Source organism: Mycolicibacterium gilvum (assembly GCF_900454025.1).
Taxonomy (GTDB): Bacteria; Actinomycetota; Actinomycetes; order Mycobacteriales; family Mycobacteriaceae; genus Mycobacterium; species Mycobacterium gilvum.
Genome location: NZ_UGQM01000001.1, coordinates 4,735,846 through 4,761,365 on the forward strand (window position 1 = coordinate 4,735,846; position 25,520 = coordinate 4,761,365).

23 protein-coding genes, 1 tRNA gene and 1 pseudogene are annotated in these 25,520 nt (G+C 68.9%); 15 read left to right on the top strand and 10 right to left on the bottom strand.

Going from position 1 to position 25,520, the window contains the following annotated elements; genetic code table 11:
- Nucleotides 1–81 precede the first annotated feature (81 nt).
- The 9 genes from DYE23_RS22180 (at nucleotide 82) to pth (ending at nucleotide 6,615) form a co-directional block, all read left to right on the top strand.
- Nucleotides 82–555 carry a GreA/GreB family elongation factor gene (locus DYE23_RS22180; protein ID WP_115328170.1) on the top strand — a complete coding sequence of 158 codons (474 nt, stop codon included), beginning with the start codon at nucleotides 82–84 and terminating at the stop codon, nucleotides 553–555.
- Between the two features lie 47 nt (nucleotides 556–602).
- Nucleotides 603–674: transfer RNA gene (locus DYE23_RS22185), tRNA-Gln, on the top strand.
- 54 nt (nucleotides 675–728) lie between these two features.
- Entirely contained in the window at nucleotides 729–2,225 is a 1,497-nt protein-coding gene (glmU, locus tag DYE23_RS22190) for a bifunctional UDP-N-acetylglucosamine diphosphorylase/glucosamine-1-phosphate N-acetyltransferase GlmU (RefSeq protein ID WP_115328171.1), read from the top strand.
- A gap of 103 nt (nucleotides 2,226–2,328) precedes the next feature.
- Entirely contained in the window at nucleotides 2,329–3,309 is a 981-nt protein-coding gene (locus tag DYE23_RS22195) for a ribose-phosphate diphosphokinase (RefSeq protein WP_011892834.1), read from the top strand.
- A gap of 4 nt (nucleotides 3,310–3,313) precedes the next feature.
- The gene (gene arsC / locus DYE23_RS22200; protein ID WP_115328172.1) at nucleotides 3,314–3,652 is read left to right on the top strand and encodes an arsenate reductase (glutaredoxin); all 339 of its coding nucleotides are present in this window, start codon (nucleotides 3,314–3,316) and stop codon (nucleotides 3,650–3,652) included.
- Nucleotides 3,649–4,308 (top strand): LpqN/LpqT family lipoprotein, encoded by a 660-nt coding sequence (locus DYE23_RS22205; RefSeq protein WP_115328173.1) that lies wholly within the window; start codon nucleotides 3,649–3,651, stop codon nucleotides 4,306–4,308. The genes arsC and DYE23_RS22205 overlap by 4 nt, the downstream gene beginning before the upstream one ends.
- A 21-nt stretch (nucleotides 4,309–4,329) precedes the next feature.
- Nucleotides 4,330–5,196, top strand: a complete 867-nt coding sequence (locus tag DYE23_RS22210) for an oxidoreductase (protein ID WP_115328174.1) — start codon at nucleotides 4,330–4,332, stop codon at nucleotides 5,194–5,196.
- Nucleotides 5,197–5,352: 156 nt separating this feature from the next.
- Nucleotides 5,353–6,024, top strand: coding sequence for a 50S ribosomal protein L25/general stress protein Ctc (locus DYE23_RS22215; protein WP_011892830.1), 672 nt, complete (start codon nucleotides 5,353–5,355; stop codon nucleotides 6,022–6,024).
- A gap of 12 nt (nucleotides 6,025–6,036) precedes the next feature.
- Nucleotides 6,037–6,615, top strand: coding sequence for an aminoacyl-tRNA hydrolase (gene pth, locus DYE23_RS22220; protein WP_011892829.1), 579 nt, complete (start codon nucleotides 6,037–6,039; stop codon nucleotides 6,613–6,615).
- Between the two features lie 80 nt (nucleotides 6,616–6,695).
- Here the strand turns inward: pth and DYE23_RS22225 are convergent, their stop codons facing one another.
- From DYE23_RS22225 to DYE23_RS22255, 7 genes are all read right to left on the bottom strand, one after another.
- A complete protein-coding gene (locus tag DYE23_RS22225; RefSeq protein WP_011892828.1) occupies nucleotides 6,696–7,550 on the bottom strand; it encodes an ABC transporter permease in 855 nt (284 codons plus the stop codon).
- The gene (locus tag DYE23_RS22230; RefSeq protein WP_115328175.1) at nucleotides 7,547–8,509 is read right to left on the bottom strand and encodes an efflux ABC transporter ATPase subunit, DrrA-related; all 963 of its coding nucleotides are present in this window, start codon (nucleotides 8,507–8,509) and stop codon (nucleotides 7,547–7,549) included. Before DYE23_RS22230 ends, DYE23_RS22225 begins: the two co-directional genes overlap by 4 nt.
- Before the next feature lie 124 nt (nucleotides 8,510–8,633).
- Nucleotides 8,634–10,268, bottom strand: coding sequence for a fatty acyl-AMP ligase (locus tag DYE23_RS22235; RefSeq protein ID WP_115329070.1), 1,635 nt, complete (start codon nucleotides 10,266–10,268; stop codon nucleotides 8,634–8,636).
- 320 nt (nucleotides 10,269–10,588) lie between these two features.
- The gene (locus DYE23_RS22240) at nucleotides 10,589–11,557 is read right to left on the bottom strand and encodes a 4-(cytidine 5'-diphospho)-2-C-methyl-D-erythritol kinase (protein ID WP_115328176.1); all 969 of its coding nucleotides are present in this window, start codon (nucleotides 11,555–11,557) and stop codon (nucleotides 10,589–10,591) included.
- Nucleotides 11,558–11,672: 115 nt separating this feature from the next.
- Entirely contained in the window at nucleotides 11,673–12,617 is a 945-nt protein-coding gene (rsmA, locus tag DYE23_RS22245; RefSeq protein ID WP_115328177.1) for a 16S rRNA (adenine(1518)-N(6)/adenine(1519)-N(6))-dimethyltransferase RsmA, read from the bottom strand.
- Nucleotides 12,614–13,741 carry a resuscitation-promoting factor gene (locus DYE23_RS22250; RefSeq protein WP_115328178.1) on the bottom strand — a complete coding sequence of 376 codons (1,128 nt, stop codon included), beginning with the start codon at nucleotides 13,739–13,741 and terminating at the stop codon, nucleotides 12,614–12,616. Before DYE23_RS22250 ends, rsmA begins: the two co-directional genes overlap by 4 nt.
- A 101-nt stretch (nucleotides 13,742–13,842) precedes the next feature.
- On the bottom strand, nucleotides 13,843–14,694 hold the full coding sequence (locus DYE23_RS22255; RefSeq protein ID WP_115329071.1) for a TatD family hydrolase: 852 nt from the start codon (nucleotides 14,692–14,694) through the stop codon (nucleotides 13,843–13,845).
- Between the two features lie 26 nt (nucleotides 14,695–14,720).
- On the opposite strand from DYE23_RS22255, the gene metG reads away from it, so the two are divergent.
- The 5 genes from metG to DYE23_RS22280 all read left to right on the top strand — a co-directional run bounded on the left by metG (nucleotide 14,721) and on the right by DYE23_RS22280 (nucleotide 21,106).
- Nucleotides 14,721–16,265, top strand: coding sequence for a methionine--tRNA ligase (gene metG, locus DYE23_RS22260; protein WP_115328179.1), 1,545 nt, complete (start codon nucleotides 14,721–14,723; stop codon nucleotides 16,263–16,265).
- Nucleotides 16,258–17,607: an NADP-specific glutamate dehydrogenase gene (gdhA, locus tag DYE23_RS22265; RefSeq protein ID WP_011892820.1), complete on the top strand. Its 1,350-nt coding sequence runs from the start codon at nucleotides 16,258–16,260 to the stop codon at nucleotides 17,605–17,607. Before metG ends, gdhA begins: the two co-directional genes overlap by 8 nt.
- 97 nt (nucleotides 17,608–17,704) lie before the next feature.
- Nucleotides 17,705–18,943, top strand: a complete 1,239-nt coding sequence (locus DYE23_RS22270) for an NAD(P)/FAD-dependent oxidoreductase (RefSeq protein WP_115328180.1) — start codon at nucleotides 17,705–17,707, stop codon at nucleotides 18,941–18,943.
- Nucleotides 18,940–19,836, top strand: a complete 897-nt coding sequence (locus DYE23_RS22275) for an RNA polymerase sigma-70 factor (RefSeq protein WP_115328181.1) — start codon at nucleotides 18,940–18,942, stop codon at nucleotides 19,834–19,836. Before DYE23_RS22270 ends, DYE23_RS22275 begins: the two co-directional genes overlap by 4 nt.
- Before the next feature lie 7 nt (nucleotides 19,837–19,843).
- Nucleotides 19,844–21,106 (top strand): aminodeoxychorismate synthase component I, encoded by a 1,263-nt coding sequence (locus DYE23_RS22280; RefSeq protein WP_115328182.1) that lies wholly within the window; start codon nucleotides 19,844–19,846, stop codon nucleotides 21,104–21,106.
- Here DYE23_RS22280 and DYE23_RS22285 read toward each other — a convergent pair.
- The gene (locus DYE23_RS22285) at nucleotides 21,045–21,785 is read right to left on the bottom strand and encodes an alpha/beta fold hydrolase (RefSeq protein WP_115328183.1); all 741 of its coding nucleotides are present in this window, start codon (nucleotides 21,783–21,785) and stop codon (nucleotides 21,045–21,047) included. The two genes, DYE23_RS22280 and DYE23_RS22285, sit on opposite strands and share 62 nt — an antisense overlap.
- Nucleotides 21,786–21,794: 9 nt before the next feature.
- Nucleotides 21,795–22,631, bottom strand: a complete 837-nt coding sequence (gene rsmI, locus DYE23_RS22290) for a 16S rRNA (cytidine(1402)-2'-O)-methyltransferase (protein ID WP_115328184.1) — start codon at nucleotides 22,629–22,631, stop codon at nucleotides 21,795–21,797.
- Between the two features lie 24 nt (nucleotides 22,632–22,655).
- Here rsmI and DYE23_RS22295 point away from each other — a divergent pair, with 24 nt between their 5' ends.
- The gene (locus DYE23_RS22295; protein ID WP_115328185.1) at nucleotides 22,656–24,206 is read left to right on the top strand and encodes a dolichyl-phosphate-mannose--protein mannosyltransferase; all 1,551 of its coding nucleotides are present in this window, start codon (nucleotides 22,656–22,658) and stop codon (nucleotides 24,204–24,206) included.
- Between the two features lie 89 nt (nucleotides 24,207–24,295).
- Here the strand turns inward: DYE23_RS22295 and arcA are convergent.
- Nucleotides 24,296–25,503: pseudogene (gene arcA / locus DYE23_RS22300) on the bottom strand (arginine deiminase).
- Between the last annotated feature and the right edge of the window lie 17 nt (nucleotides 25,504–25,520).

The following is a 25,520-nucleotide window of genomic DNA, read 5'->3' on the forward strand; positions in this document are numbered from 1 at the left end:
TGACGAGGGTTCCCAGGTCGTCAGGGGCGGCGGCGCTATCCCGCCCCTGACGACGATCACTCCTACCGGAAGGAACAGCCCATGCAACCCGCCGACACCATCTGGATGTCCCCGCAGACCCGCGAGAGCCTCGAGCAGGAGCTGGCCGCCCTGATGGCCACACCCGGTCCCGCGGGCTCCGACGAGGTCGTCGACGCCTGGCTCGCCCGCAAGGAACGCATCAGGCAGATCCACGAACTGCTCACCAAGGCCGAGCACGCCGTCGACCCCGCCGACGACGGAGTGGCCGAGCCGGGCATGGTGCTCACCGTCCGCTTCGACGACGCCGGCGACACCGAGACCTTCCTGCTCGGCACCCGCGCCACCGCCGACTCCGAGCTCGACGTCTACAGCGTCAACTCGCCGATGGGCAGCGCGCTGCTCGGCGCGACACCGGGACAGCAGCGCAGCTATCAGCTGCCCAACGGCGGCACCCAGCACGTCACGCTGCTGTCCGCCAAACCCTTCGCCGCGCACGCACTCGAAGCGGTCACCGCGGGCTCGCCACAGCGCTGAACCGGCACCACGGTGGGCTAGAGTCGCACGCGTAACTGGTGGCCCGGTCCGTCGTGGTGTAATCGGCAGCACCTCTGATTTTGGTTCAGATAGTTCAGGTTCGAGTCCTGGCGACGGAGCTCATCACGCGGTGAGCGCACGCCCGATCGGGCGGCCCGGCAGGGAAGGAACCCATGAGTGACGCCGCGGTCGTGATCCTGGCAGCAGGTGCCGGCACCCGGATGAAATCCGACACCCCGAAGGTCCTGCACAGCCTCGCCGGTCGCAGCATGCTCGCCCACAGCGTGCACGCCGTCGCGGGTCTCGGCCCCCGCCACCTCGTGGTGGTCGTCGGCAAGCATCGCGAGCAGGTCGCGCCGGCGGCCCTGCAGATCGGCGAACACCTCGGCAGGACCGTCGACATCGCCGTCCAGGAGGAGCAGCGCGGCACCGGCCACGCCGTGGAATGCGGGCTGGCGGCGCTGCCCGCGGACTTTCACGGCGTCGTCGTGGTCACCGCGGGCGATGTGCCGTTGCTGGACACCGACACGCTGGCTCAGCTGATCGCCACCCACGACGCCGAATCGGCGGATGTCACCCTGCTGACCACCACGATGGCCGACCCGACCGGCTACGGGCGCATCCTGCGCACCCAGGACGGCGAGGTGATCGGCATCGTCGAGCAGGCCGACGCCACCGAGTCCCAGCGCGCGATCACCGAGGTCAACGCCGCGGTCTACGCGTTCGGTGTGGGCGCGCTGCGGTCCGCGCTGAGTCGCCTCAAGACCGACAACGCCCAGGGCGAGCTGTATCTGACCGACGCGATCGCGCTGGTGCGCGGCGACGGCGGCACCGTGCGCGCCGTGCACGTCGACGACCCCGCGCTGGTCGCCGGTGTGAACGACCGGGTGCAGCTCGCCGACCTCGGGGCCGAGCTGAACCGACGCGTCGTGGCGGCCCATCAGCGGGCCGGCGTGACGATCGTCGACCCGGCGACAACCTGGATCGACGTCGACGTGACCATCGGCCGCGACACCGTCGTGCGTCCCGGAACACAGCTGCTCGGCGCCACCGCCGTGGGCGGCCGCTGCGAGATCGGACCCGACACCACGCTCACCGACGTGACGGTCGGAGACGGCGCGCAGGTGATCCGCACCCACGGGACGTCGTCGCAGATCGGTGCCGGCGCGGCCGTCGGCCCGTTCACCTACCTGCGGCCCGGCACGGCGCTCGGGGCGGACGGCAAGCTCGGGGCGTTCGTCGAGACCAAGAACGCGACCATCGGCACCGGCACCAAGGTGCCGCACCTGACCTACGTCGGCGACGCCGACATCGGCGAGCACAGCAACATCGGCGCCTCCAGCGTTTTCGTCAACTACGACGGAGAAACGAAGAGCCGCACCACGATCGGCTCGCATGTGCGCACGGGTTCGGACACCATGTTCGTCGCCCCGGTGACCGTCGGCGACGGCGCGTACACCGGCGCGGGCACCGTCATCCGTGACGACGTACCCCCGGGCGCGCTGGCCGTGTCGGCCGGTCCGCAGCGCAACATCGAGGGATGGGTGGCGCGCAAACGGCCGGGCAGCAAGGCGGCCGCAGCGGCCGAGGCGGCGGCCGCCGACGGGGACACGGCTGCCGCCGACCGCGCCGCGGCCACCGCAAAACCGGCCCCGGCTACCGGCGAGTAGCGTTCGGCAGCCGTTTGTTGGCATTCTGGTAACCCGCCAGCACAGGGGCGTCCGCGCTCCGTACGATGACCCCGTATCCACCGCCGACGCCGAGGGCAGCCCCGTGAGCCACGACTGGACCGACAACCGCAAGAACCTGATGCTCTTCTCGGGTCGGGCGCACCCCGAACTCGCCGAGCAGGTCGCCAAGGAGCTCGACGTCCCGGTGACCGCGCAGACGGCCCGGGTCTTTGCCAACGGCGAGATCTTCGTCCGCTTCGACGAGTCGGTGCGCGGCTGCGACGCCTTCGTGCTGCAGAGCCATCCCGCGCCGCTCAACGAGTGGATCATGGAGCAGCTGCTGATGATCGACGCGCTCAAGCGCGGCAGCGCCAAGCGCATCACCGCGATCCTGCCGTTCTATCCGTACGCCCGCCAGGACAAGAAGCACCGCGGCCGCGAGCCCATCTCCGCGCGTCTCATCGCCGACCTGTTCAAGACCGCCGGTGCGGACCGGATCGTGACCGTCGACCTGCACACCGACCAGATCCAGGGCTTCTTCGACGGCCCGGTGGACCACATGCGGGCCCAGAAGCTTCTCACGGGCTACATCGCCGACAACTACGCCGACCACGACATGGTCGTTGTCTCCCCCGACTCCGGCCGCGTCCGCGTCGCCGAGAAGTGGGCCGACTCCCTGGGCGGCGTGCCGCTGGCCTTCATCCACAAGACCCGCGATCCGCTGGTGCCCAACCAGGTCAAGTCCAACCGTGTCGTCGGCGACGTCCGCGGCAAGACATGTGTGATCACCGACGACATGATCGACACCGGCGGCACCATCGCCGGCGCGGTGCGGCTGCTCAAGGAGGACGGCGCCGGCGACGTGATCATCGCCGCGACCCACGGCGTGTTGTCCGACCCGGCCCGCGACCGGCTCGCCGAGTCGGGTGCGTGCGAGGTGATCGTCACCAACACCCTTCCCATCAGCGAAGAGAAGCGTTTCCCGCAGCTGACCGTGCTCTCGATCGCGCCGCTGCTGGCCAACACCATCCGGGCGGTCTTCGACAACGGTTCGGTGACAAGCCTTTTCGACGGATCGGCATAGCCCTGTGGCGCGCATTCTGCACAACCCCAAGTGCTCGACCTCACGCAAGACGTTGGACCTGCTGCGCGACAACGGAATCGAACCCGAGATCGTGCTCTACCTGAAGACGCCGCCGACGCGGGCCGAACTCGAGACGATGATCCGCGACGCCGGCATCGACGTGCGGTCCGCGGTGCGCAAACGCGAATCGCTCTATACCGAACTGGGTCTGAATTCGGCCGACGACGACGCATTGCTCGACGCGATGGCCGAACACCCCATCCTCATCGAGCGTCCGTTCGTGATCACGGACAAGGGCACCCGCCTGGCCCGGCCGCTCGACAACGTGCGCGAGATTCTGTGACGGTGCGCCTCCGGCTGACGATCGCCTTCGCGGCAGCCCTGGCGCTCACCGGATGCACCACGGAAACACCGGATTACCAGTCGATCTGGTCGACGACGAGCGCGACGCCGACCTCCCCGAGCGCGGCCGCCGACTCCGCGGAGCCGATGTCCATCGCGACCTTCCTCGAACAGGCGGGCGTGGCCGGCCAGCCCGTCGCCCCGGACAAGCTGACCGACCTGACGGTCTCGATGCCGACGCCGAAGGGGTGGGAGCCCTACCGCAACAGCAATCTGTCGCCCGGAACCCGGATGATCGCCAAGGGCGAGACCTATCCGACGGCCATGCTGATCGTGTTCGAGCTCAACGGGGACTTCGACGTCGCCCAGGCCCTCAGCCACGCCAACACCGATGCCGAGACGTCGGAGAACTTCACCGAACTCAACACCTCCACCGCCGACTTCGGCGGTTTCCCGTCGTCGATGATCGAAGGCAGCTACGACCTCGCCGGCACCCGCATGCACAGCTACAACCGGATCGTCATCGCCACCGGCGCACCGCCGGCCTCGCAGCGCTACCTCGTCCAGTTCACCGTCACCGGGTACGCCGACAAAGCCGCCGAGGAGGCCCCCGACATCGAGGAGATCATCCGGGGCTTCACCGTCAAGGTGCCCTGACCCGGCCGTTACTGTGGGGGCATGAGCGACTGGACCGCAGCCGACCTGCCCTCGTTCGCCGGACGCACGGTGATCGTGACCGGAGCGAACAGCGGACTGGGCCTGGTGACCGCCCGTGAACTCGCCCGCGTCGGCGCCACCACCATCCTGGCGGTCCGCAATCTCGACAAGGGTCGCGCCGCGGCCGACTCCATGTCCGGTGACGTCGAGGTCCGCCGGCTCGACCTGCAGGACCTGTCGTCGGTGCGCGAGTTCGCCGACGGCGTCGACTCCGTGGACGTGCTGGTCAACAACGCCGGCATCATGGCCGTCCCGTATGCGCTGACCGCAGACGGGTTCGAGAGCCAGATCGGCACCAACCACCTCGGGCATTTCGCGCTGACCAACCTGCTGCTGCCGAAGATCAGCGACCGGGTCGTCACGGTGTCCTCGATGATGCATCTGTTCGGCCGCATCAACCTCAACGACCTGAACTGGAAGTCACGGCCGTATCTGGCCTGGCCCGCGTACGGGCAGTCGAAGCTGGCCAACCTGCTGTTCACCAGCGAACTGCAGCGACGGCTGAGCCGGGCGGGGTCCCCGGTCCGCGCAGTGGCCGCACATCCGGGCTACTCGGCGACCAACCTGCAGGGGCACTCCGGCAACCCGCTCGGCGAGAAGATCGCGCGGGCCGGCAACCGGATGGCCACCGATGCCGACTTCGGCGCCCGCCAGACGCTCTACGCGGTGGCCCGGGACGTCGCCGGGGACAGCTTCATCGGGCCACGCTTCACGATGTTCGGCCCCACCGTCGCGACGTGGCGCAGCCCGCTGGCCCGAAACCGGACCACCGCGGCCCAGCTGTGGACGCTGTCCGAGCAGCTCACAGGCGTCGAGTTCCCGCCCTGATTTCCGGTTCCCGGCCTCGCTGAGCTACCCTTGCGGACGCGTCACGGCGAGGGTGGCCTGCTGTTGCAGGGCCGCCGTTATCGACGGGAACATCACTTCTGGTGTGCAACCCTGGCCGTGCCCGATACCGAGACACCGGCACAGGAGCACAGACCGATGGCGAAGAACGCCCCCAACAATCTGACCGCGCAGGTCCGCAGCACGACCGGCAAGGGCGCCTCGCGCCGCGCCCGCCGCGAAGGCCGCGTCCCCGTGGTGCTGTACGGCCACGGCACCGACCCCCAGCACCTGGAGCTCGACGGCCGCGACTTCGCCGCCGTACTCCGTCACGCCGGCACCAACGCCGTGCTGACCCTCGACATCGACGGCACCGAGCAGCTCGCGCTGACCAAGGCGATCGAGATCCACCCGATCCGCCGCAACATCCAGCACGCCGACCTGCTGGTCGTGCGCAAGGGCGAGAAGGTCACCGTCGAGGTCACCGTCATCGTCGAGGGTGAGGCCGCACCCGGCACGCTCGTCACCCAGGACGCCAACGTGGTCGAGATCGAGGCCGACGTGCAGTCGATCCCCGAGCAGTTCACCGTGTCGGTCGAGGGCGCCGAAGAGGGCACCCAGATCCTGGCCGGCCAGATCGAGCTGCCCAGCGGCGTGACGCTGATCGCGGACCCGGAGACGCTGGTCGTCAACGTCGTCGCGGCCCCGACCGCTGAGGACCTGGAGTCCGAGGGCGGCGGCGAATCGGCCGAGGAGGCCGCCGAGGGCGCCGACGAAGCCGCCGAGGGCGAGGGCGCGTCCGAGGGCGAAGCCGCCGCCGAGTCCGAGTAGGCGAATCCAGGCATGGCCGAACCCGTCCTGGTGGTCGGCCTGGGCAACCCCGGACCGCAGTACGCCACCACCCGGCACAACATCGGGTTCATGGTGGCCGACGTCCTCGCCGACCGCATGGGCGAGACGTTCAAGGTGCACAAGAAATCCGGTGCCGAGGTGACCACCGGACGGCTCGCGGGCCGTCCGGTGGTACTGGCCAAGCCGCGGGTGTACATGAACGAGTCCGGCCGACAGGTCGGCCCACTCGCCAAGTTCTATTCGATCGCCCCCACCGACGTCGTGATCATCCACGACGAGCTCGACATCGACTTCGGCCGTATCCGGCTGAAGGCCGGCGGCGGCGTGGCGGGGCACAACGGGCTGCGGTCGGTCGGATCGGCGTTGAGCACCAACGACTTCCAGCGGGTTCGGGTGGGCATCGGCCGACCGCCGGGACAGAAGTCGGGCGCCAGTTTCGTGCTGGAACCGTTCAACTCGCGGGAGCGCCCGGAGCTGGGCACCATCATCGAGCAGGCCGCCGATGCGACCGAGCTGCTGATCGAGCTCGGGATCGAGCCCGCACAGAACACCGTGCACGCCTGGAGCTGACGCCCCCCTTTCCGCCGACATTGCATTCCAGCAGAAGAAGTTCGAGTGGGGGCCTGCTGGAATGCACGTTCGGCGGAGGGTCAGCCTCCGGTTCGGCGCTTGTACGCGTACAGCGCGAACGGCGCGAACACCGCGGTGAGCGCCAGCGACCACAGGATCGTCGAGGCCACCGGATAGTGCAGCGGCAGTTGGGCACTCGCCGGCGCAGGTCCGCCGTTGCCCCACAGTTCGCGCATCGCCTGGGCCAGTGACGACACCGGATTCCATTCGGCGATCACGCGCAGCCAGTGCGGCATCGGCTCGGTCGGCACGAACGTGTTGGCCAGGAACGTCACCGGGAACAGCGCCGTGAACATCACCCCGTTGACCGCCTCGACGCTGCGCATCAGTGATCCGATCAGGATGCCGAACCAGATCATCCCGAAGCCGAACAGCATCAGCAGGGCGAACGCGAGCACGGCCTCCCCGACCCCGTTGCGGATGCGCCAACCGATCGCGAGGCCGGTGAGCGCCATCACCAGTGCGCCGAGCGACGAGTGGATGACGCTGGCGATGCTGCGCCCGATCAGCACCGACGACCGGGAGATCGGCAGCGACCGGAAGCGGTCGATGATGCCCTTCTCGACGTCGGCGGTGATCCCGGAGGCCACCACGAACGCCGAGAACACGATGGTCTGGGCCTGGATGCCGGGGAGCAGGAACTCGCGGTAGGACGCTCCCCCGGTGTTGGTGATCGACGCGCCGAACACGAACGCGAACAACAGCACGAACATGATCGGCTGCGCCGTGACGTCGCTGAGCATCTCGGGCATGCGCTTGGTGTGGATCATGTTGCGCTTCACCATGATCCACGACTGCTGCGCCAGGTTGGTGGGCCGGATCGGCACCGGCCGCGGTTGCACCGGGGTATGTGTCTGACTGTCCACGGCGGTCATGCGCCGACCTCCTCGGTGTCGTCGGTGCGATGCCCGGTCAGCATCAGGAACACGTCGTCGAGGCTGGGCCGGGACAAGCCGATGTCGTCGACGGTGATCCCGCTGTCACGCAGCCAGCCCGCCACCTTGACCATGTCGTCGAGCCCGTCGGCGGTCGCCGTCAGCCGCCTGGCCCCGGCGTCGACGTAGACCTCGGCGCCGGTGCGGGCCAGCAGGCCCCGGGCGGATTCGAGGTCCGCCGCGTCGGCGACGGTCACCACCAGGCTTGCCCGTCCCGCCTGCTGTTTCAGGTGCAGCGGAGAGCCCTCGGCGATGATCCGGCCGCGATCGATCACCACGATGTTGTCGGCGAGTTGATCGGCCTCTTCGAGGTACTGCGTGGTCAGCAGCAGCGTGGTGCCCTGCGCGACGAGACCCCGCAGCACGTCCCACAGCTCGCTGCGGCTGCGGGGATCCAGTCCCGTGGTGGGTTCGTCGAGGAACAGCACCGGCGGCGACGCCAGCAGGCTCACCGCGAGGTCCAGGCGCCGTCGCATGCCACCCGAGTAGGACCTGACCGGCCGGTCGGCCGCGTCGGTGAGCGAGAACTGGTGCAGCAGTTGATCACCCAGGTTCATGAGGTCTCTGCGCCGGATGCCGTAGAGACCGCCGATCATCCGGATGTTCTCCCGTCCGGTCAGCAGCTCGTCGACGGTGGCCACCTGGCCCGTCAGCCCCATGTGCCGGCGGACCTCGTCGGGGTGGGTGCGGACGTCGAACCCCGCCACGCGCGCGGTGCCGCTGGTCGGCTCGGTCAGCGTCGTCATCATGCGCACCGTGGTGGTCTTCCCGGCGCCGTTCGGCCCGAGCAGGCCCAGAACGGTTCCGGGCGGGACGACGAAGCTGACGCCGGCGACGGCGGTCTGGTCGCCGAACCGCTTCACCAGGTCGAGCGCTTCGATCGCCGGAGGAAAAGGCATGGTTCGACGCTACGGGCGGCCACCGACATCGGCCAACCGATTATCCGGCCGAGCGACGAGCGTGCGCGGAATCCCGGATTGTCGCGGCGTGGCGCCCGGGGACACGCGCGCTCGCGCAGACAAGTTAGGTGACGAGCGAGACCGAGTTCGAGCGGCGCAGCTTGCCCGACGAGGTCTTCGGGATGCTGCCCGGGCCCAGCACGACGACGTTGCGCGGCCGGACATCGACCTCCGCGACGACCTCGTGCGCGACCTGATGCTCGATGCGGCGCACCTCGACCGGGTCCTGCCAGTTGTTGGACTCGACCGCGACGGCGAACGTCTCCCGCGAATGGCCCGCGTCGAGACGCACCGCGACGGCACAGCCCGGGCGCACGCCCTCGACACGACCGGCGGCCCGCTCGATGTCGGTCGGGTAGATGTTGCGCCCCGCCATGATGATGACGTCCTTGACGCGGCCGCAGACCACGACATTGCCTTCCTCGGTGATGTAGCCGAGGTCGCCGGTGTCGTACCAGCCGTGCTCGTCCTGCGCCGGGATGAAGCCGCCCATGGTCATGTAGCCGGGGGTGACACACTCCCCGCGCAGTTCGATGACGCCGACGCCGCGCGGCGGCATCAGGTTGCCGTGGTCGTCGATGACGCGGGCTTCCAGATCGGTGAGCAGCGGGCCCAGCTCGGCGAGACGCTTGGTGTGCCCCTTGGACGCCGGCACTGCGCGACGCAGCGCGGCGAGCAGATCGGCGTCGACCTCGTCGACCGTCAGGCCCGCACCGCACGGCGAGAACGACACGGCCAGCGTCGTCTCGGCCATGCCGTAGGCCGGCAGGATCGCGCCGGGATCGAGTCCGAACGGCTTACCGGCGTCGAGCAGGTCCTCGACGTCGGCGGGCTCGACGGGCTCGGCGCCCGACAGCGCGAAGCGCAGCGTCGACAGGTCGAACTCGCCCGGCTTGGCCTGGCGGCGCAGCCGCTTGGCGAACAGCGCGTAGGCGAAGTTCGGGGCCGCGGTCATCGTGCCCTTGTACTTGTCGATGAGCTTGGCCCACAGCAGCGTGTCGCGCAGGAAGTCCATCGGCGTGACCTTGACCAATTCCGCGCCGAAGTACATCGGGATGGTCAAAAAGCCCACCATGCCCATGTCGTGGAAACACGGCAGCCAGCTGACCATGACGTCTTTGTCGACGTCGTATTGCGCGCCGATGAACATCGCCTCGGCATTGGAGTAGATGTTGCGGTGGGTGATCTGCACGGCTTTGGGAGAACCGGTCGATCCCGACGTCAGCTGCATCAGCGCAAGGTCGTCCTCGCCGACCTCGATCGGCTCGATCGGCTCGGAGGCCAGCAGATCGGTGATGGTGAGGACCTTGATGCCCTTCTCCTCGAGCACCGGGATCGCGACGAGGAAGGGCTCGGACACGATCACTGCCTTGGCCTCGATCATGCCGATCACGTTCATGGTGTCCTCGGCCCACATCACCAGATCGGTGCGCGGGGTGGGCTGGTGGAGCATCGTCAGGCTGGCGCCGCGCATCCACAGCCCCTGGGCCGTCGGGGCGATCTCGACCGGGAAGCCCGCCAGGACGCCGACGGCGTCACCGAGACCCACGCCCGCGGCGGCCAGGCCGCCCGCGATGCGCTTTGCCCGCTCGTGCACCTCACTCCAGGTGTGACGGACCGGCTCGTAAGGCTCTCCGGTGACCATCCCCCTGCCCGTGGTGTGGGCACTGCGGTACATCTTCTCGGTGAATCTGCTCACGACGACCTCCTCGCCGACATCTGCCCCGGTGCACATGCCCGTTTGCCATGCTCCGCCTGTTCAGCGGCCTTTTCGCGGAGGCGCGCATACGTTTGGGGAGCGGTTGTGTCTCGAATCGGTGATGTTTCGCACGCTGGGGCGAATGCTGCACGTACCGCGTTCGGCGCCCCGCCGGTCGTACCGGTGGGGAGACTCGATGCGTCCATGACTCGACCGCTAGCTGTCACCGTCGATCATCTTAAGCAACTCTTAAGTAGCTGCCAAACGTGCGCGCTGAATGAGTCACGAGTCACATTTATTTGTGATCGCGAAGTAATCGATCAGCCGGCGGTCGACGGGGCCGGTACGACCCGCGCGCCCTGCACCGGTCCGCTGGCCACGCGGACGGTGCGACACACCCCCGCGCCCGCCAGATCGGTCCCGATGTCGACGGCGGCGCCGGCCGACGTGCACAGGAACGCGCAGGTGGGGCCGGATCCGGAGACCAGACCAGCCAGCGCGCCGGCGTCGAGACCCGCGCGCAGAGTCCGGCGCAGCGCCGGGTTGAGGCTCAGCGCCGCCGGCTGCAGATCGTTGCCGAGCAGCGGCGCCAGCTGCGCCGGATCACCGGACGCCAGCGCCGCCAGGACGGGTTCGGGCGACTCCAGACGGGGTGGAAGGGTGCGGTCCTCCTCGGCGCGCAGCCGGTCGATCTCGGCGAAGACCTTGGCGGTCGACAGGCCACCGGGTGAGAACGCGAGCACCCAATGGAACGTGTTGCGGGTCAGCACCGTCGCGAGTTCCTCGCCGCGACCGGTGCCCAGCGCCGTACCGCCGTGCAGCGCGAACGGCACGTCGCTACCCAACTGGGCGGCGAGCGCATGCAGATCGCGCCGCGGCACCCCGAGCTCCCAGAGCGAATTCATCGCGACCAGTACGGCCGCCGCATCGGCACTGCCGCCCGCCATCCCGCCGGCCACCGGGATGGTCTTCTCGATCGAGATCGCGACATCGGGCGCGCGGCCGACATGCTCGGCCATCAGTTCCGCGGCGCGCCAGGCGAGATTGCGCTCGTCGGTCGGGAGTGAGTCGGCGCCCTCTCCGACGTGCTCCAGCGACAACGTGTCGGCGGTCCGCACCGTGACCTCGTCGAGCAGCGACACGGCGTGGAAGACGGTCGTCAGCTCGTGGTAGCCGTCCTGCCGACGGTCACCGACGTCGAGATAGAGATTGACCTTGCCGGGCACGCGGACGGTGACCGAACCCGTGGGAACCCACTCCGATGCCGTATTACCGTCGCGCGCGGACACCGCACGACACTAACGCCGACGGGCGCGGGTGGTGAACTTCAACCCCGCCGCGAACGGCCCGACACGCGAAACGGCACCGGTGCGCGACCGGTGCCGTTTCGGGTGGAGCGTGTCGCTACAGCGTGGACACCTGGGCGTCGTCGGCCTTCGCTTGTGCGTCGGCGTCGTCGCCGGCGTCGTCGGCCTTCGGCACGGTGTGCCAGTCGGCGCTGCGCTGCAGCAGGCGGACGAAATCGTTGATGCTCAGCGTCTCACCGCGGCGGGACGGGTCGATGCTGGCGGCGAGCAGTCGGCTGGCCGACTCGTTTCCGGAACCCGCCCACTCGGCGAACGCGTTGCGCGAGGTCTTGCGACGCTGCGCGAAGGCGATGTCGATGAGTTCGAAGACCTGCTCCTGGAACTCGGTGTCCGTCGGCCACGGAGAGGTCTCGTAGCGGTCGATGCGCACGAGACCGGAGTACACGCGCGGGATCGGCCAGAAGACCGTCGGCGACACCATGCCGTAGCGGCGCACGTTGCCGAAGAACCGCACCTTGGCGCTGGGCACCCCGTAGTCCTTGCCGCCGGGCTCGGCGGCGAGGCGCTCGGCGACCTCGGCCTGAACCATCACCATCACGGTCCGGATGGACGGGAACTCGGCGAGCAGATGCAGCAAAGCCGGCACCGCGACGTTGTAGGGCAGGTTGGCGACCAGTGCCGTCGGCATCTCGGTCATGTCCGACTGCTTGAACGTCAGGATGTCCCGGTTGAGCACGGTGAGCCGGTTGACTTCACTGTGCGAATGCGCCGCGATCGTCGTCGGCAACTGGGTCGCCAGCACCGGGTCGATCTCCACGGCGGTCACCCGCGCACCGCGGTCGAGCAGGGCGAGTGTCAGAGACCCCAGCCCGGGCCCGACCTCGAGTACATGGTCGGACCGGTTCACGCTGGACGCCGACACGATGCGGCGCACGGTGTTCGCATCGTGGACAAAATTCTGTCCGAAAGACTTTCGGGGCCGGAAGTCGATCGACTTCGCCAAGTGCCGTATTTCAGTTCGCCCGAGCAGCCGTATTGTCACGACGCACCGATCCTCCCACTACAGGTCGGCCACGCCCCCCAACCTTGACGCGCCCGAGTCACCTCAGCAATCGCGATCTGCTCTTCTCTTGTTGCCAGATCCGCTCGCTGAGCATACCTCAGACCCCCGTTGCGTTCCCAGGTGTTTTGATCAAATTGGACGCCACCAAAGTAGCCATTACCGGTGTTGATCGACCAATTACCACCCGCTTCGCACCGCGCGAGGGCGTCCCAGGTGCCCCCGTTGCGCACTTCCGGCACCTCGGTACCGGGTTTGGCGCCGACCCTCAGCACACCGTCAACCGCCGGAGTGATGACGACATTGGCTACTGGCAGCCTGCCGGTCTCCACACCGTTGATGGTCGACACCGCGAAAGTGACGTCCTGAACGCCGGGAACGCCGGGATTCTCGACGATCTGCCGGCTCATGTTCAGATTCACGTCTTCGACGCGCTGATTGTTCGGATTCAGCGGCAACCGCTCGGTGACCTTCGCAACCCGGACACGCGTCACCCTGATGTGCATTCCATCCGTGATCGGCGTCGACGCGGCCGGAATGACGGCGTCACTTTGCTGAAGCGGGGCTCCGGATGCTTCCAGCAGCGCGCCCACATTCGGCGCCGCGAGCCGCACGAATCGCATCTGACCGGCGTCCTCGATTTGCACGTTTCGCGGGCTGACCACCGGAAGTTCCATTCCGTCGAGCGGCAGCCTGCTCGCGCGGGACGCCGCGACCGGAGCCTTGTCGGTCATCTGCAGCTGGGCGAGCGCCTCGTCGACGGTCGAGGCCGTGGTCCAGACCTGCTCGGTGCCGCCGCCGTCGGTGGAGATCTCCAGGGGACGGCTCCGGCGCAGGACGATCGTGTCCGACTGGTTCACGGGGGTGTCGGCCGCCGGATACAGATCGTCGCGCTCCCCCACGTCGAACCCGTTCTCGGTCACGACGTCGATCACGCGCGACTTCATGGTGGGAACCGTGACCGATGCGCCGTCGACCTCGAGGGTCACCGTTTTGTGGGTGGCGACTGCCGTACCGCCGGCGAACACCAGAGCCAGCAAAATCCCGGCGACCACACATCGCAGCAGGGGCGAACGCGTCTGATGAAGTTTTGTCAATGCATTCAAGATGTCGTTATCCCGACTCAGCCTGGCGCGGGCGGCGAAGGTGGGGGTGCCGCCCCGCGATTTATCACAAGACGGTAACGAAGGAGCTCGAGCCCGGCAACCTAGGCCCAGGCTTCCGCCAGACCGTAGGTCCGTACCGCCGTCGCGGAAGTCTCCTCGGCGAGCTCTTCCGCGGGCCGGCCGAGCAGATCGGCCAGCGCCCGCACAGTGTAGGGCAGGCAGTAGGGCTCATTCGGCGCGCCGCGATACGGGTGCGGGGTCAGGAACGGGGCGTCGGTCTCGACCAGAAGTTGCCCCGGCGGAATCAACGGCGCCGCTTCGCGCAGGTCGCGGGCGTTCTTGAAGCTGACCGTGCCCGACAGGCTGAGCAGCCACCCTTCGTCGATGCAGGCCCGCGCCATCGTCGCGTCGGACGAGAAGCAGTGAAAGATCACAGTCTCGGGCGCCCCTTCGGCGCGCAGGACGTCGAGCACCGCGGCGTCGGCGTCACGGTTGTGGATCATCAGCGGCTTGCCGGTGCGCTTGGCCAACTCGATGTGCCAGGCGAACGCCTCCCGCTGCTCGGCGGGTTCGGCGCAGCCCTCCAGACGGCCCGGCCAATACAGATCCATCCCGGTCTCGCCGACGGCCACCACCCGCGGGTGGCTCGCGAGGCGTTCCAGAACCGTGCGGGCCTCGTCGGTCAACGCGCCGGCCCTGGTCGGATGCAGCGCGACCGCGGCGTAGACCCGGGAATCCCAGTCGGCGGCCTCGACGGCCCAGCGGGCCGACTCCAGATCGTCGGCGATCGTGACCACCGCGCGCACCCCGGCCGACCCGGCCCGATCGAGGATCGCGCGCACGCCGTCGGCGTCGTCGGCGCCGCACGCGTCGAGATGGGTGTGAGCGTCGACCAGCGGGTCGAGCGGTTCCGGTACCGGCGGCGGCACACGCCGCTGTTGATCAGCGCTCACGACCACACTCTAGGGTTGAGCCTGAAATGAGCCAGCCCTACTACGTCACGACGGCGATCGCGTACCCCAACGGCGATCCGCACGTCGGGCACGCCTACGAATACATCGCCACCGACGCGATCGCACGGTTCAAGCGTCTCGACGGCTTCGACGTGCGGTTCCTGACCGGCACCGATGTGCACGGCCTGAAGATGGCCGAGACCGCCGCCAAGCTCGGCGTCCCGACAGCCGAGTTGGCACGATCGAACTCCGATGTGTTCCAACGGCTGCAGGAGAAGCTGAACGTCTCCTTCGACCGCTTCATCCGCACCAGCGACGCCGACCACTACGAAGCCTCGAAGGCCATCTGGACGCGGATGGTCGACGCCGGCGACGTCTACCTCGACAAGTACTCCGGCTGGTATTCGGTGCGCGACGAACGTTTCTTCACCGAGGCCGAGACGTCGATCGGCGCCGACGGCGTCCGCATCGCCACCGAGACGGGCACCCCGGTCACGTGGACCGAGGAGGAGACGTACTTCTTCAGGCTGTCGGCCTACACCGACCGGCTGCTGGCGCTCTACGCGGAACGGCCGGACTTCATCGAGCCCGAGGTGCGGCGCAACGAGATCGTCAGCTTCGTCTCCGGTGGTCTGCGCGACCTGTCGATCTCCCGTACGACGTTCGACTGGGGTGTGCCGGTGCCCGGCCACCCCGACCACGTGATGTACGTATGGGTCGACGCGCTCACCAACTACCTCACCGGCGTCGGCTTCCCGGACACCGACTCCGAGACGTTCCGCCGGTACTGGCCGGCAGACCTGCACATGATCGGCAAGGACATCATCCGGTTCCACGCCGTGTACTGGCCGGCGTTCCTGATGTCGGCGGGCATCGAACTGCCGAAAAAGGTGTTCGCCCACGGCTTTCTGTTCAACCGCGGCGAGAAGATGAGCAAGTCGGTCGGCAACGTGGTCGACCCGAACGACCTCGTCGAGACCTTCGGGGTGGACCAGCTGCGCTACTTCCTGCTGCGTGAGGTGTCGTTCGGCCAGGACGGCAGCTACAGCGAAGACGGCATCATCGCCCGGATCAACGCCGATCTGGCCAACGAGTTCGGCAACCTCGCCCAGCGGTCGCTGTCGATGGTGGCCAAGAATCTGGACGGCGCGGTGCCCGAACCCGGCGAGTTCACCGCCGAGGACACCGCGATGCTCGCCGCCGCGGACGACCTGCTCGACCGTGTCCGCGAGCACTACGACGCGACCGCGATGCACCTTGCGCTGGAGGCGATCTGGTCGGTGCTGGGCGCGGCCAACCGCTACTTCTCGGCGCAGGAGCCGTGGGTGCTGCGCAAGACCGATCCCGGCCGCTTCGCCACGGTGCTGTACACGACGCTGGAGGTGGTCCGTATCGCGGCGCTGCTGAGCCAGCCGGTGATGCCGGCCACCATGGCCACCCTGCTCGACCTGCTCGGGCAGCCCGAAGACCGACGCGCATTCAGCGCGATCACAGTGCGGTTGACACCGGGCACCGCACTGCCTGCGCCCACGGGCGTGTTTCCCCGCTATCAAACGACACGAGATGACTGAACTCCACCAGCAGCTGCAACACATCTATGACGAGGTCGCACACCGCAATCCGGGTGAGGCCGAGTTCCACCAAGCCGTCTACGAGGTGCTCAGCAGCCTCGGACCGGTGGTCGAAAAGCACTCGGACTACGTCGATTCGGCGGTGATCCGCCGGCTCTGCGAGCCCGAGCGCCAGATCATCTTCCGGGTCCCGTGGATCGACGACAACGGCGTCGTGCAGCTCAACCGCGGCTTCCGGGTGGAGTTCAACTCCGCACTCGGACCGTTCAAGGGCGGCCTGCGCTTCCACCCGTCGGTGTACCTCGGGATCGTCAAGTTCCTCGGCTTCGAACAGATCTTCAAGAACTCGCTGACCGGCATGCCCATCGGCGGCGGCAAGGGCGGGTCGGATTTCGATCCGAAGGGCCGCAGCGACGGTGAGATCATGCGGTTCTGTCAGTCCTTCATGACCGAGTTGTACCGCCATCTCGGCGAGTACACCGATGTGCCCGCGGGCGACACCGGCGTCGGCATGCGCGAGATCGGCTACATGTTCGGCCAGTACAAGCGCATCACCAACCGCTACGAGTCCGGTGTGTTCACCGGGAAGGGCATGACCTGGGGCGGCTCCCAGGTCCGCACCGAGGCCACCGGCTACGGCACCGTGTTCTTCATCAACGAGATCCTCAAGGCCTCCGACGACACGTTCGAGGGCAAGGACGTCGTGGTGTCCGGCTCGGGCAACGTCGCGATCTATGCCATCGAGAAGATCCACGAGCTCGGGGGCACCGTGGTCGCGTGCTCGGACTCCAGCGGCTACGTCGTCGATGAGAAGGGCATCGACCTCGCGCTGCTCAAAGAGGTCAAAGAGGTGCGCCGGGGCCGGATGTCGGACTACGCGGAGCTGCGTGGCGGTGGCGCCACGTCGGTCGAGGGCGCCAGCGTGTGGGAAGTGCCGTGCGACATCGCGATTCCGTGTGCGACGCAGAACGAGATCAACGGTGACGAGGCCGCTGCACTGATCAGGAACGGCTGCAAGGTGGTCGCCGAGGGTGCGAACATGCCGTGCTCGCCGAACGCGATCAAACAGTTCTCCGACGCGGGAGTGATCTTCGCTCCGGGCAAGGCCGCCAACGCGGGCGGGGTGGCGACCAGTGCGCTGGAGATGCAGCAGAACGCATCCCGCGACTCCTGGACGTTCGCCGACACCGAGTTGCGGCTCGAACAGATCATGCGCCGCATCCACAATCGCTGCCTGGTCACCGCCGACGAGTACGGCCAGCCCGGCAACTACGTCGCGGGCGCGAACATCGCGGGCTTCATCCGGGTGGCCGACGCGATGCTGGCACTGGGTCTGGTCTGACGCCTGCGTAGTGATGTGCGCCACACTGTGAGCCGTGATGTCACAGATCGGCGCCCAGCGGTGTCTTGAGGGCACAAGCCCTTCGAGAGGAGACACCATGACCGCAAAGAACATCCGGGTGATCGTCGTCGGCGGCGGCTACGCCGGCGTGATGGCCGCGAACCGGCTGCTGACACGCGACGACCTGTACGTGACGCTGGTCAACCCGAGGCCCCAGTTCGTCGAGCGGATCCGCCTGCACCAGCTCGCCGCCGACGCCGGCAGTACCGCCGGGCGAGCGAAGCGACGGGGAACCAGCACCGCCGGGCGAGCGAAGCGACGGGGAACCAGCAGCGCCGTCGCCGAGTTCGGCGCCGTGCTCAACCCCGGCGTGCAACTGGTGGTCGACAACGTCGAGCGCATCGACGCGCCCGCGCGGCGACTCGCGCTGAGCTCGGGCGCGAGCCTGGACTACGACTATCTGGTCTACGCCGTCGGCAGCACCGGCGCCGTGCCGGACGGCGTCCCGGGCGCCGCCGAGTTCGCCTATCCCCTGGCCGAATTGGAGCAGGCGCAGCGGCTGCGCTCCCGGCTGGCCGACGTCGCAGCGATCGCACCGGTGGTGGTGATCGGCGGCGGGCTGACCGGGATCGAGGCGGCCGCGGAGTTCGCCGAGGCGGGACGCGACGTGACCCTCGTCAGCCCGGTCGTCGGCCCGTCACTGAGCGGGCCGGGCCGCCGGTCGGTGACCAGGAGGCTGCGCAAGCTCGGTGTCCATCTGGTGTCGGCATCCGTCCGTTCGGTCGGGGCCGACCACGTCGTCCTCGACGACGCCCGGTCCCTGCCCAGCGCGGTGACGGTGTGGACGGCCGGATTCGGTGTGCCGACGCTGGCCGCGGACAGTGGATTGGCCACCGACCCGCTGGGACGGCTCCTCACCGACGAAACGCTGACCAGCGTCGACGACGACCGCATCGTGGCGGCCGGCGACTCCGCGGCCCCGTCGGGTCTGCCCTACCGGATGAGCTGCCAGGCCGGACTGCCGCTGGGAGCCCAGGCCGCCGAAACCGTGCTGGCCCGGATCGCCGGCACCGACGCCGCTGTGGCGACGGTGCCGATGTCCGGGCAGTGCATCAGCCTGGGACGCGACGCCGGAACGGTGCAGCTGCAGCGCAAGGACGACACCCCGCTCAACCTCTACCTCGGCGGTCGCACGGGAGCGTTCGTCAAGGAGCAGGTGTGCCGGTTCACGATCACATGGCTTGCCGCCGAGGCGCGTAAGCCCGGGTCCTACCGCTCACTGAAGGGCCCGGACCGTTCCGAGCTGATCGCGTCGACGGCGGTGCCGGTCCGATGACCGCGGCGCCGGGTGACGAACACGCCGAGAGGTTCACGCAGCTGCGACCGCTGCTGTTCACGATCGCCTACGAGATCCTGGGCAGCGCAACAGAATCCGACGACGTGCTGCAGGAGAGTTACCTGCGCTGGGCCGAGGTGGATCTCGCCGCGGTCACCGACACCAAGGCCTATCTGGCCCGGCTCGTCACCCGGCAGGCACTCAACACGTTGCGCGCGCAATCCCGCCGCCGGGAGGACTACGTCGGACCCTGGCTGCCGGAACCTCTCCTGACCGAGGCCGATCCCTCCGCCGACGTGGTGCTGGCCGAGTCGGTGTCGATGGCGATGCTCGTGGTGCTCGAGACCCTGAGCCCCGACGAGCGGGCGGTGTTCGTGCTGCGCGAGGTGTTCGGCTTCGGGCACGACGAGATCGCGGCGACGCTGGGCAAGTCGACGGCCGCGGTCCGCCAGATCGCACACCGGGCCCGCGAGCACGTGCAGTCGCGGCGCAAGCGGTTCGAACCCGTCGACCCGAAGACCTCCGGCGAGATCACCATGACGTTCTTCGCCGCGGCGGCCACCGGCGACCTGGACGCACTGATGGCGATGCTGGCGCCCGACGTGGTGTGGACCGCCGACAGCGACGGCAAGGTCAGCGCGGCGCGGCGTCCGGTGGAAGGTGCCGACAAGGTCGCCCGCCTCATCCTGGGCTTCGTCCGGCTCGCCGGCGGCGAGGCCAGGGTCGAGCCCGCGTTCTACAACAGTGCGCCCGCGCTGGTGCTCTATACGGGCGACGTGCTGGAGGGCGTGGTCACGTTCGAGGTGGCCGACGGCCGGATCACCAACTTCTACGCGATGCGCAATCCGGAGAAACTGACAGGGGTGATGGTGGCGCGCACCATCAGCCGATAATGAGCGCGTGCGTATCGAGCGGCTCGGCGATCTGGGCGACGCCCCGTCAGTGCTGCGTGCGCTCGGGGTCGCGACGGCGCATCTCGGGCTCGCCCCGCCCGCAGCGCTGATCGGGGACTGGTTCGGCTCCCGTGCGGTGATCGCTCCGTCGGTGAGCGTGTCGGCCGTCGCGCCTCGGACGGTTTTCGACGTGACACCGGGATACCGCTGCGACGGCGCGGTGGGTGGCGGGTGGTTCGGTTACCTGTCCTATCCCGACGCCGGCGCCGACGGCCTGGGTCCACGGATCCCCGAAGCCGCGGGCGGCTGGTCCGATTCGGTACTGCGCTGCGACCGGGACGGCGCGTGGTGGCACGAAAGTCTTTCGGGCGCAACGATGTCCGCCTGGATCGAGCAGGCGTTGCGGTCCCCGGCCGAGCCCGGACGCTCGACTGTCACCTGGGAACCGGCCGACCGGGACGCGCACCGGCTGGGTGTGCTGGCGTGCCTCGACGCGATCGCGGCCGGTGAGGTCTACCAGGCGTGCGTGTGCACGCAGTTCACCGGCGTCCTCGACGGGGATCCGCTGGAGTTCTTCACCGACGCGGTGACCAGGACGGCGCCCGCCCGCGCGGCCTACGTGGCCGGGGACTGGGGGGCGGTCGCGTCGCTGTCCCCGGAGCTGTTCCTGCGCCGGTGCGGTGACGCCGTCGCGTCCAGCCCGATCAAGGGCACGCTGCCGCGCTCCGCCGATCCCGCCGCGTTGCGCGCGTCGGTCAAGGACGTCGCCGAGAACATCATGATCGTCGACCTGGTGCGCAACGACCTCGGCCGTGTCGCGCGCACCGGTTCGGTGGCCGTCCCCGAACTGCTGGCGGTGCGTCCCGCACCCGGGGTCTGGCATCTCGTCTCCACCGTGACCGCGCAGGTGCCGTCGGAGTTACCGACGAGCGCACTGCTCGACGCCACGTTCCCGCCGGCGTCGGTGACCGGCACCCCGAAGCAGCGCGCCCGCGAGCTGCTGGTCGGCTGGGAGCGCAAGCGCCGCGGAATCTACTGCGGCACAGTCGGAATGGCGTCACCAACAGCCGGATGCGAACTCAACGTCGCGATCAGGACCGTCGAGTTCGCGGCCGAGCGCACCGCGGTGCTCGGCGTCGGCGGAGGGATCACCGCCGACTCCGACCCCGACCGCGAATGGCAGGAGTGCCTGGACAAGGCGGCCCCGATCATCGGGGGTGAAGCCGGCACCGCTCGATCAGGATCTCGGCGAGTCGCGTCGGCTCGCTGATCATCAAGTTGTGGCAGGTATCCATCTCGATCAGCTTCTGCACGCCGCCGAGCGCCGCGATCCCCGCGCGCTGACATTTCGGGCTCAGCGCGCGGTCGCGTGTCGTCAGGATCCAGGTGCGTGGTACGTCGTCGGGCATGCCGGTTCGGTACACGGGCTCGTGGAAGGCTCGGGCCGATTCGGGGTACAGCCGTTCCAGCGCAAGCCTGCGCTGCGCACGCGTCATCCCGTTGGTATAGGAGTACCGCGCGAACCAGCGCGGAGTCACTCCCGGCCCGACGACCCCCCGGCGGCGCCGGGCGAGCACGCCGGCGATCCCGCCGATCGTGTCGGTGACGGTGGCGCCCGCCGGCGGCACGGACGCGGCGGCAAACACCAGCTCGCGCACCCGTGCCGCGCCGAGCTTGGCTGCCATCCCGGGAATCGTCAGGCCGGCCAACGAATGCCCGGCGAGCACGATCTGGTCCAGGCCGGCCGCGTCGACGTCCCGCACGGCCGAGTCGACCCAGTCGGCGAACGTCACCGTCCGCAGATCGCCGGGCCGGGACCGCCTGCCGGGCAGGTCGATCGCGAGCACGTCGAGCGCGGGCTCCTGCCTGCGCAACTCGGCGACGGTGGGGTCCCAGCAGTCTCCCGCGTATCCGCCGCCGTGGACCAGAACCAGACCGGGTAGCGCCATCGCAGCCCCTCACTCACGCGCGCGTAGAACCGCATCGTAGAGCTCGCGGCGCGACGGAGCGCCGGGATTCGCGGCGACGACCTGCGCGCACGCGTCCTTGACCCGCATCCCGTCGTCGACCAACCGCAGCGCTTCGGCGACCAGCGCTTCGGGGTCCGCGGACGGTGTCGCACCGGCCAGCACCACGGTGATCTCCCCCAGCACGCCGTCGACGGCCCACTCGGCGAGTTCACCGAGCGTGCCGCGCACGATCTCCTCGTGCGTCTTGGTCAGCTCCCGGCACACGACGGCCCGGCGGTCGGCTCCGAGCACCTCGACGGCGTCGCGCAACGTCTCGGCCAGCCGGCGCGGCGACTCGAAGAACACGCAGGTGCGCGGCTCGGCGCTCAGCGACCGCAGCCACGTCGCGCGCGCCGACGATTTACGCGGGGCGAACCCCTCGAAACAGAATCGCTCGGACGGCAGACCCGCGACGGCCAGCGCGGTGGTGACCGCCGACGGGCCGGGCAGGCATTGGACGGGCAGGTCGCTCTCGGCGCAGGCCGCGACCAGGCGGTAGCCCGGGTCGCTGATCAACGGCATACCGGCATCGCTGACCAGCAGCACCGTCGCACCGCCTTTGATGTCGTCGAGCAGCGCGGGTACCCGGGACGCCTCGTTCTGGTCGTAGAGACTCACGATGCGGCCCCTCGGCTTGACCTCCAGCGCGGTGGCGAGGGTGCGGACCCGCCGGGTGTCCTCGGCGGCGATGACGTCGGCACTGCCCAGCGCCCGGACCAGCCGGGCCGAGGCGTCCGACGGCTGACCCAACGGCGTGGCGCCCACAAGCAGTCGTCCGGCCGTCATGCCTGACAGCCTACGATCGCTTGCGTGACCGCCCCGACCGAGGAACTCGAGAGGAGCGGGCGCGCGGTCCCTGTCATCAGCCCGGGCCCGGTCGTGCCCGTCGCCGACTTCGGCCCGCTCGACCGCCTGCAGGGCTGGGCGATGACCGCGGTCATCACCGCGCTGGCCGCGGTGACGCGATTCCTCAACCTCGGCTCCCCCACCGACGCGGGCACCCCGATCTTCGACGAGAAGCACTACGCGCCGCAGGCCTGGCAGATGGTGCACAACAAAGGCCTGGAGGACAACCCCGGCTATGGGCTGGTGGTGCATCCGCCGGTCGGCAAACAGCTGATCGCGATCGGTGAGGCGATCTTCGGCTACAACGGGCTCGGATGGCGGTTCTCCGGCGCCGTCTGCGGCGTGATCCTCGTGCTGCTCGTGGTCCGTATCGCGCGGCGGATCAGCAGGTCGACGCTCGTCGGCGGGATCGCCGGGCTGCTGCTGATCGCCGACGGCGTCAGCTTCGTCACCGCCCGCACCGCGCTGCTGGACGGGTTCCTGACGCTGTTCGTCGTCGCGGCGTTCGGCGCCCTGATCGTCGACCGCGACCAGATCCGCGAGCGCATGCACGTCGCGTTCTCGGAGGGCCGGATCGACGAGACGCCGTGGGGTCCGCGGCTCGGTGTGCGGTGGTGGAGGTTCGGGGCGGGCGTGCTTCTCGGCCTCGCCTGCGCGACGAAGTGGTCGGGCCTTTACTTCGTGATGTTCTTCGGGCTCATGACCGTCGCGTACACCGTGGCCGCCCGCAAGCAGTACCGGGTGCCACGCCCCTGGCTCGGCACGCTGGGCCGCGACGTCGGCCCGTCCCTGTACGCGCTGGTGCTCATCCCGTTCGGCGTGTATCTGGCGTCGTACACGCCGTGGTTCGCCTCCGAGACCGGCGTCGACCGCCACGAGGTGGGCCGCTCGATCGGCCCGGACAGCGTCCTGCCGCTCCCCGACGCCGTCCGGTCGCTGTGGCATTACACCTACGCCGCCTACCGCTTCCACTCCGGACTGACCAACGCCGACGGCAACCACCACCCGTGGGAGTCCAAGCCGTGGGCGTGGCCGATGTCGTTGCGGCCGGTGCTGTACGCGATCGACACCGAGAACGTGTCGGGCTGCGGCGCGCAGTCGTGCGTCAAGGCCGTCATGCTGGTGGGCACCCCGACGATGTGGTTCCTCGCGGTGCCGGTCCTCGCGTGGGCGGTGTGGCGGGCGTTCGTGAAGCGGGACTGGCGCTATGCGGTGCTGCTGGTCGGCTACAACGCCGGCTTCCTGCCGTGGTTCGCCGACATCGACCGGCAGATGTACTTCTTCTACGCCTCGACCATGGCGCCGTTCCTGGTGTTGATGATCGCAATGATCCTCGGCGACATTCTGTACAAACCGGGACAGAATTCCGAGCGCAGAACGCTGGGCCTGCTGGTGGTGTGCATCTACGTCGCGGTCGTCATCACCAACTTCGCGTGGCTCTACCCGGTGCTGACGGGCCTGCCGATCTCGCAGCACACCTGGAACATGCAGATCTGGCTGCCGTCCTGGCGTTAGGCAACCAATCCGCCGAACTTGCATTCCAGCAGGCCCGTACTCGCGCTTTCCCTGCTGGAATGCAATTTCGGCGCGAATGGGGGCGACGGCTACAGCGGGTCGCGGCCTGCCGGGCACGACATACAGCGCGGTCCGCCGCGGCCGGTGCCGAGCTCTGAGGCCGCGATCGGCAGCACCTCGATACCCGAGTCGGCAAGGCGCGCATTGGTTTCGGTGTTGCGCTCGTAGGCCACCACCACTCCCGGCGCGAGGGCGAGCGTGTTGTTGCCGTCGTCCCACTGCTCACGCTCGGCGGTGACGGGGTCCAGACCGGTGTCGATGACCCGCAGCTTGCCGATGCCCATCGCGTCGGCCGCGGCGTCGACGAACGGCGCCGCCCGGTCGATCGTCACGCCGCCGGACTTCCGGCGAATGGGGAAGGCCGTCAACGAGTCCTGGATGTTGGGGTACATCACGACCGCGTCGGTGTCGACCATCGTGCACACGGTGTCGAGGTGCATCTGCGCGCGCTCCTGCGCGATCGGCACGGCCAGCACGGTGTGCGCGAGGTCGTCGTCGAACAGGCTGCGCGCCAACGCTTCCGCACCGGCGGGGGTGGTGCGCTCCCCCACCCCGACGGCGACCACACCCGGCGCCAGCAGCAGCACGTCGCCTCCCTCGATCGGCGCCGACCTCGACTCGTAGGCCCGCCGGACCCGCAGGAACCGCGGGTGGTGGGCGTAGATCAGGTCGGTCAGCGAGGTTTCGCGCACCCGGGCGTGCATCGACAGCGACGTGATCGCCACGCGCGGCCCGATCCAGAACGACGAGTCGCGGGTGAACAGCAGGTTCGGCAACGGGTCGATGACGAAATCGCCCCCGTGGTGCATGCGCCGCACCAGCGACAGCTCGTTCTCGCCGAACGGCAGTTCGTCGAACGTCATGCCGGCCATCAGGATTCGGGCCAGCGGCGCGGCCTCGAGGGTACGCAGGTACGCCGAGAGTTCCTGCGCCAGCGGTGCGCCGAGGCGGCGGGCATCTACCGCGGCCGAGATGCCCTGCATGCGGGCCGCTCCGCTCTTGTCGAGCGCCTCGGTCAGCAGATCGCCGAGCAGAAGCACCTCCACCCCCGCGACCGCAGCAGGTCGGCGAACGCGTCGTGTTCCTGCTGTGCACGCGCTACCCACGGCAGACCGTCGAACAACAGCGTGTCGTTGTTGCGGGGCGTGAGCCGCTGCAGTTCGGCTCCGGGTCGGTGCAGGATCACCGCCCGGAGGGTGCCCACCTCCGAATTGCATCCCAACGGCGCATCCGTCACATGTGCACCGTAACCGC

Coding starts and splice junctions, on each gene's coding strand:
- DYE23_RS22180 (WP_115328170.1), top strand. CDS start 82: ATGCAACCCGCCGACACCATCTGGATGTCCCCGCAGACCCGCGAGAGC.
- glmU (WP_115328171.1), top strand. CDS start 729: ATGAGTGACGCCGCGGTCGTGATCCTGGCAGCAGGTGCCGGCACCCGG.
- DYE23_RS22210 (WP_115328174.1), top strand. CDS start 4,330: ATGAGCGACTGGACCGCAGCCGACCTGCCCTCGTTCGCCGGACGCACG.
- DYE23_RS22215 (WP_011892830.1), top strand. CDS start 5,353: ATGGCGAAGAACGCCCCCAACAATCTGACCGCGCAGGTCCGCAGCACG.
- pth (WP_011892829.1), top strand. CDS start 6,037: ATGGCCGAACCCGTCCTGGTGGTCGGCCTGGGCAACCCCGGACCGCAG.
- DYE23_RS22225 (WP_011892828.1), bottom strand. CDS start 7,550: ATGACCGCCGTGGACAGTCAGACACATACCCCGGTGCAACCGCGGCCG.
- DYE23_RS22230 (WP_115328175.1), bottom strand. CDS start 8,509: ATGCCTTTTCCTCCGGCGATCGAAGCGCTCGACCTGGTGAAGCGGTTC.
- metG (WP_115328179.1), top strand. CDS start 14,721: ATGAGCCAGCCCTACTACGTCACGACGGCGATCGCGTACCCCAACGGC.
- gdhA (WP_011892820.1), top strand. CDS start 16,258: ATGACTGAACTCCACCAGCAGCTGCAACACATCTATGACGAGGTCGCA.
- DYE23_RS22270 (WP_115328180.1), top strand. CDS start 17,705: ATGACCGCAAAGAACATCCGGGTGATCGTCGTCGGCGGCGGCTACGCC.
- DYE23_RS22275 (WP_115328181.1), top strand. CDS start 18,940: ATGACCGCGGCGCCGGGTGACGAACACGCCGAGAGGTTCACGCAGCTG.
- DYE23_RS22285 (WP_115328183.1), bottom strand. CDS start 21,785: ATGGCGCTACCCGGTCTGGTTCTGGTCCACGGCGGCGGATACGCGGGA.
- rsmI (WP_115328184.1), bottom strand. CDS start 22,631: ATGACGGCCGGACGACTGCTTGTGGGCGCCACGCCGTTGGGTCAGCCG.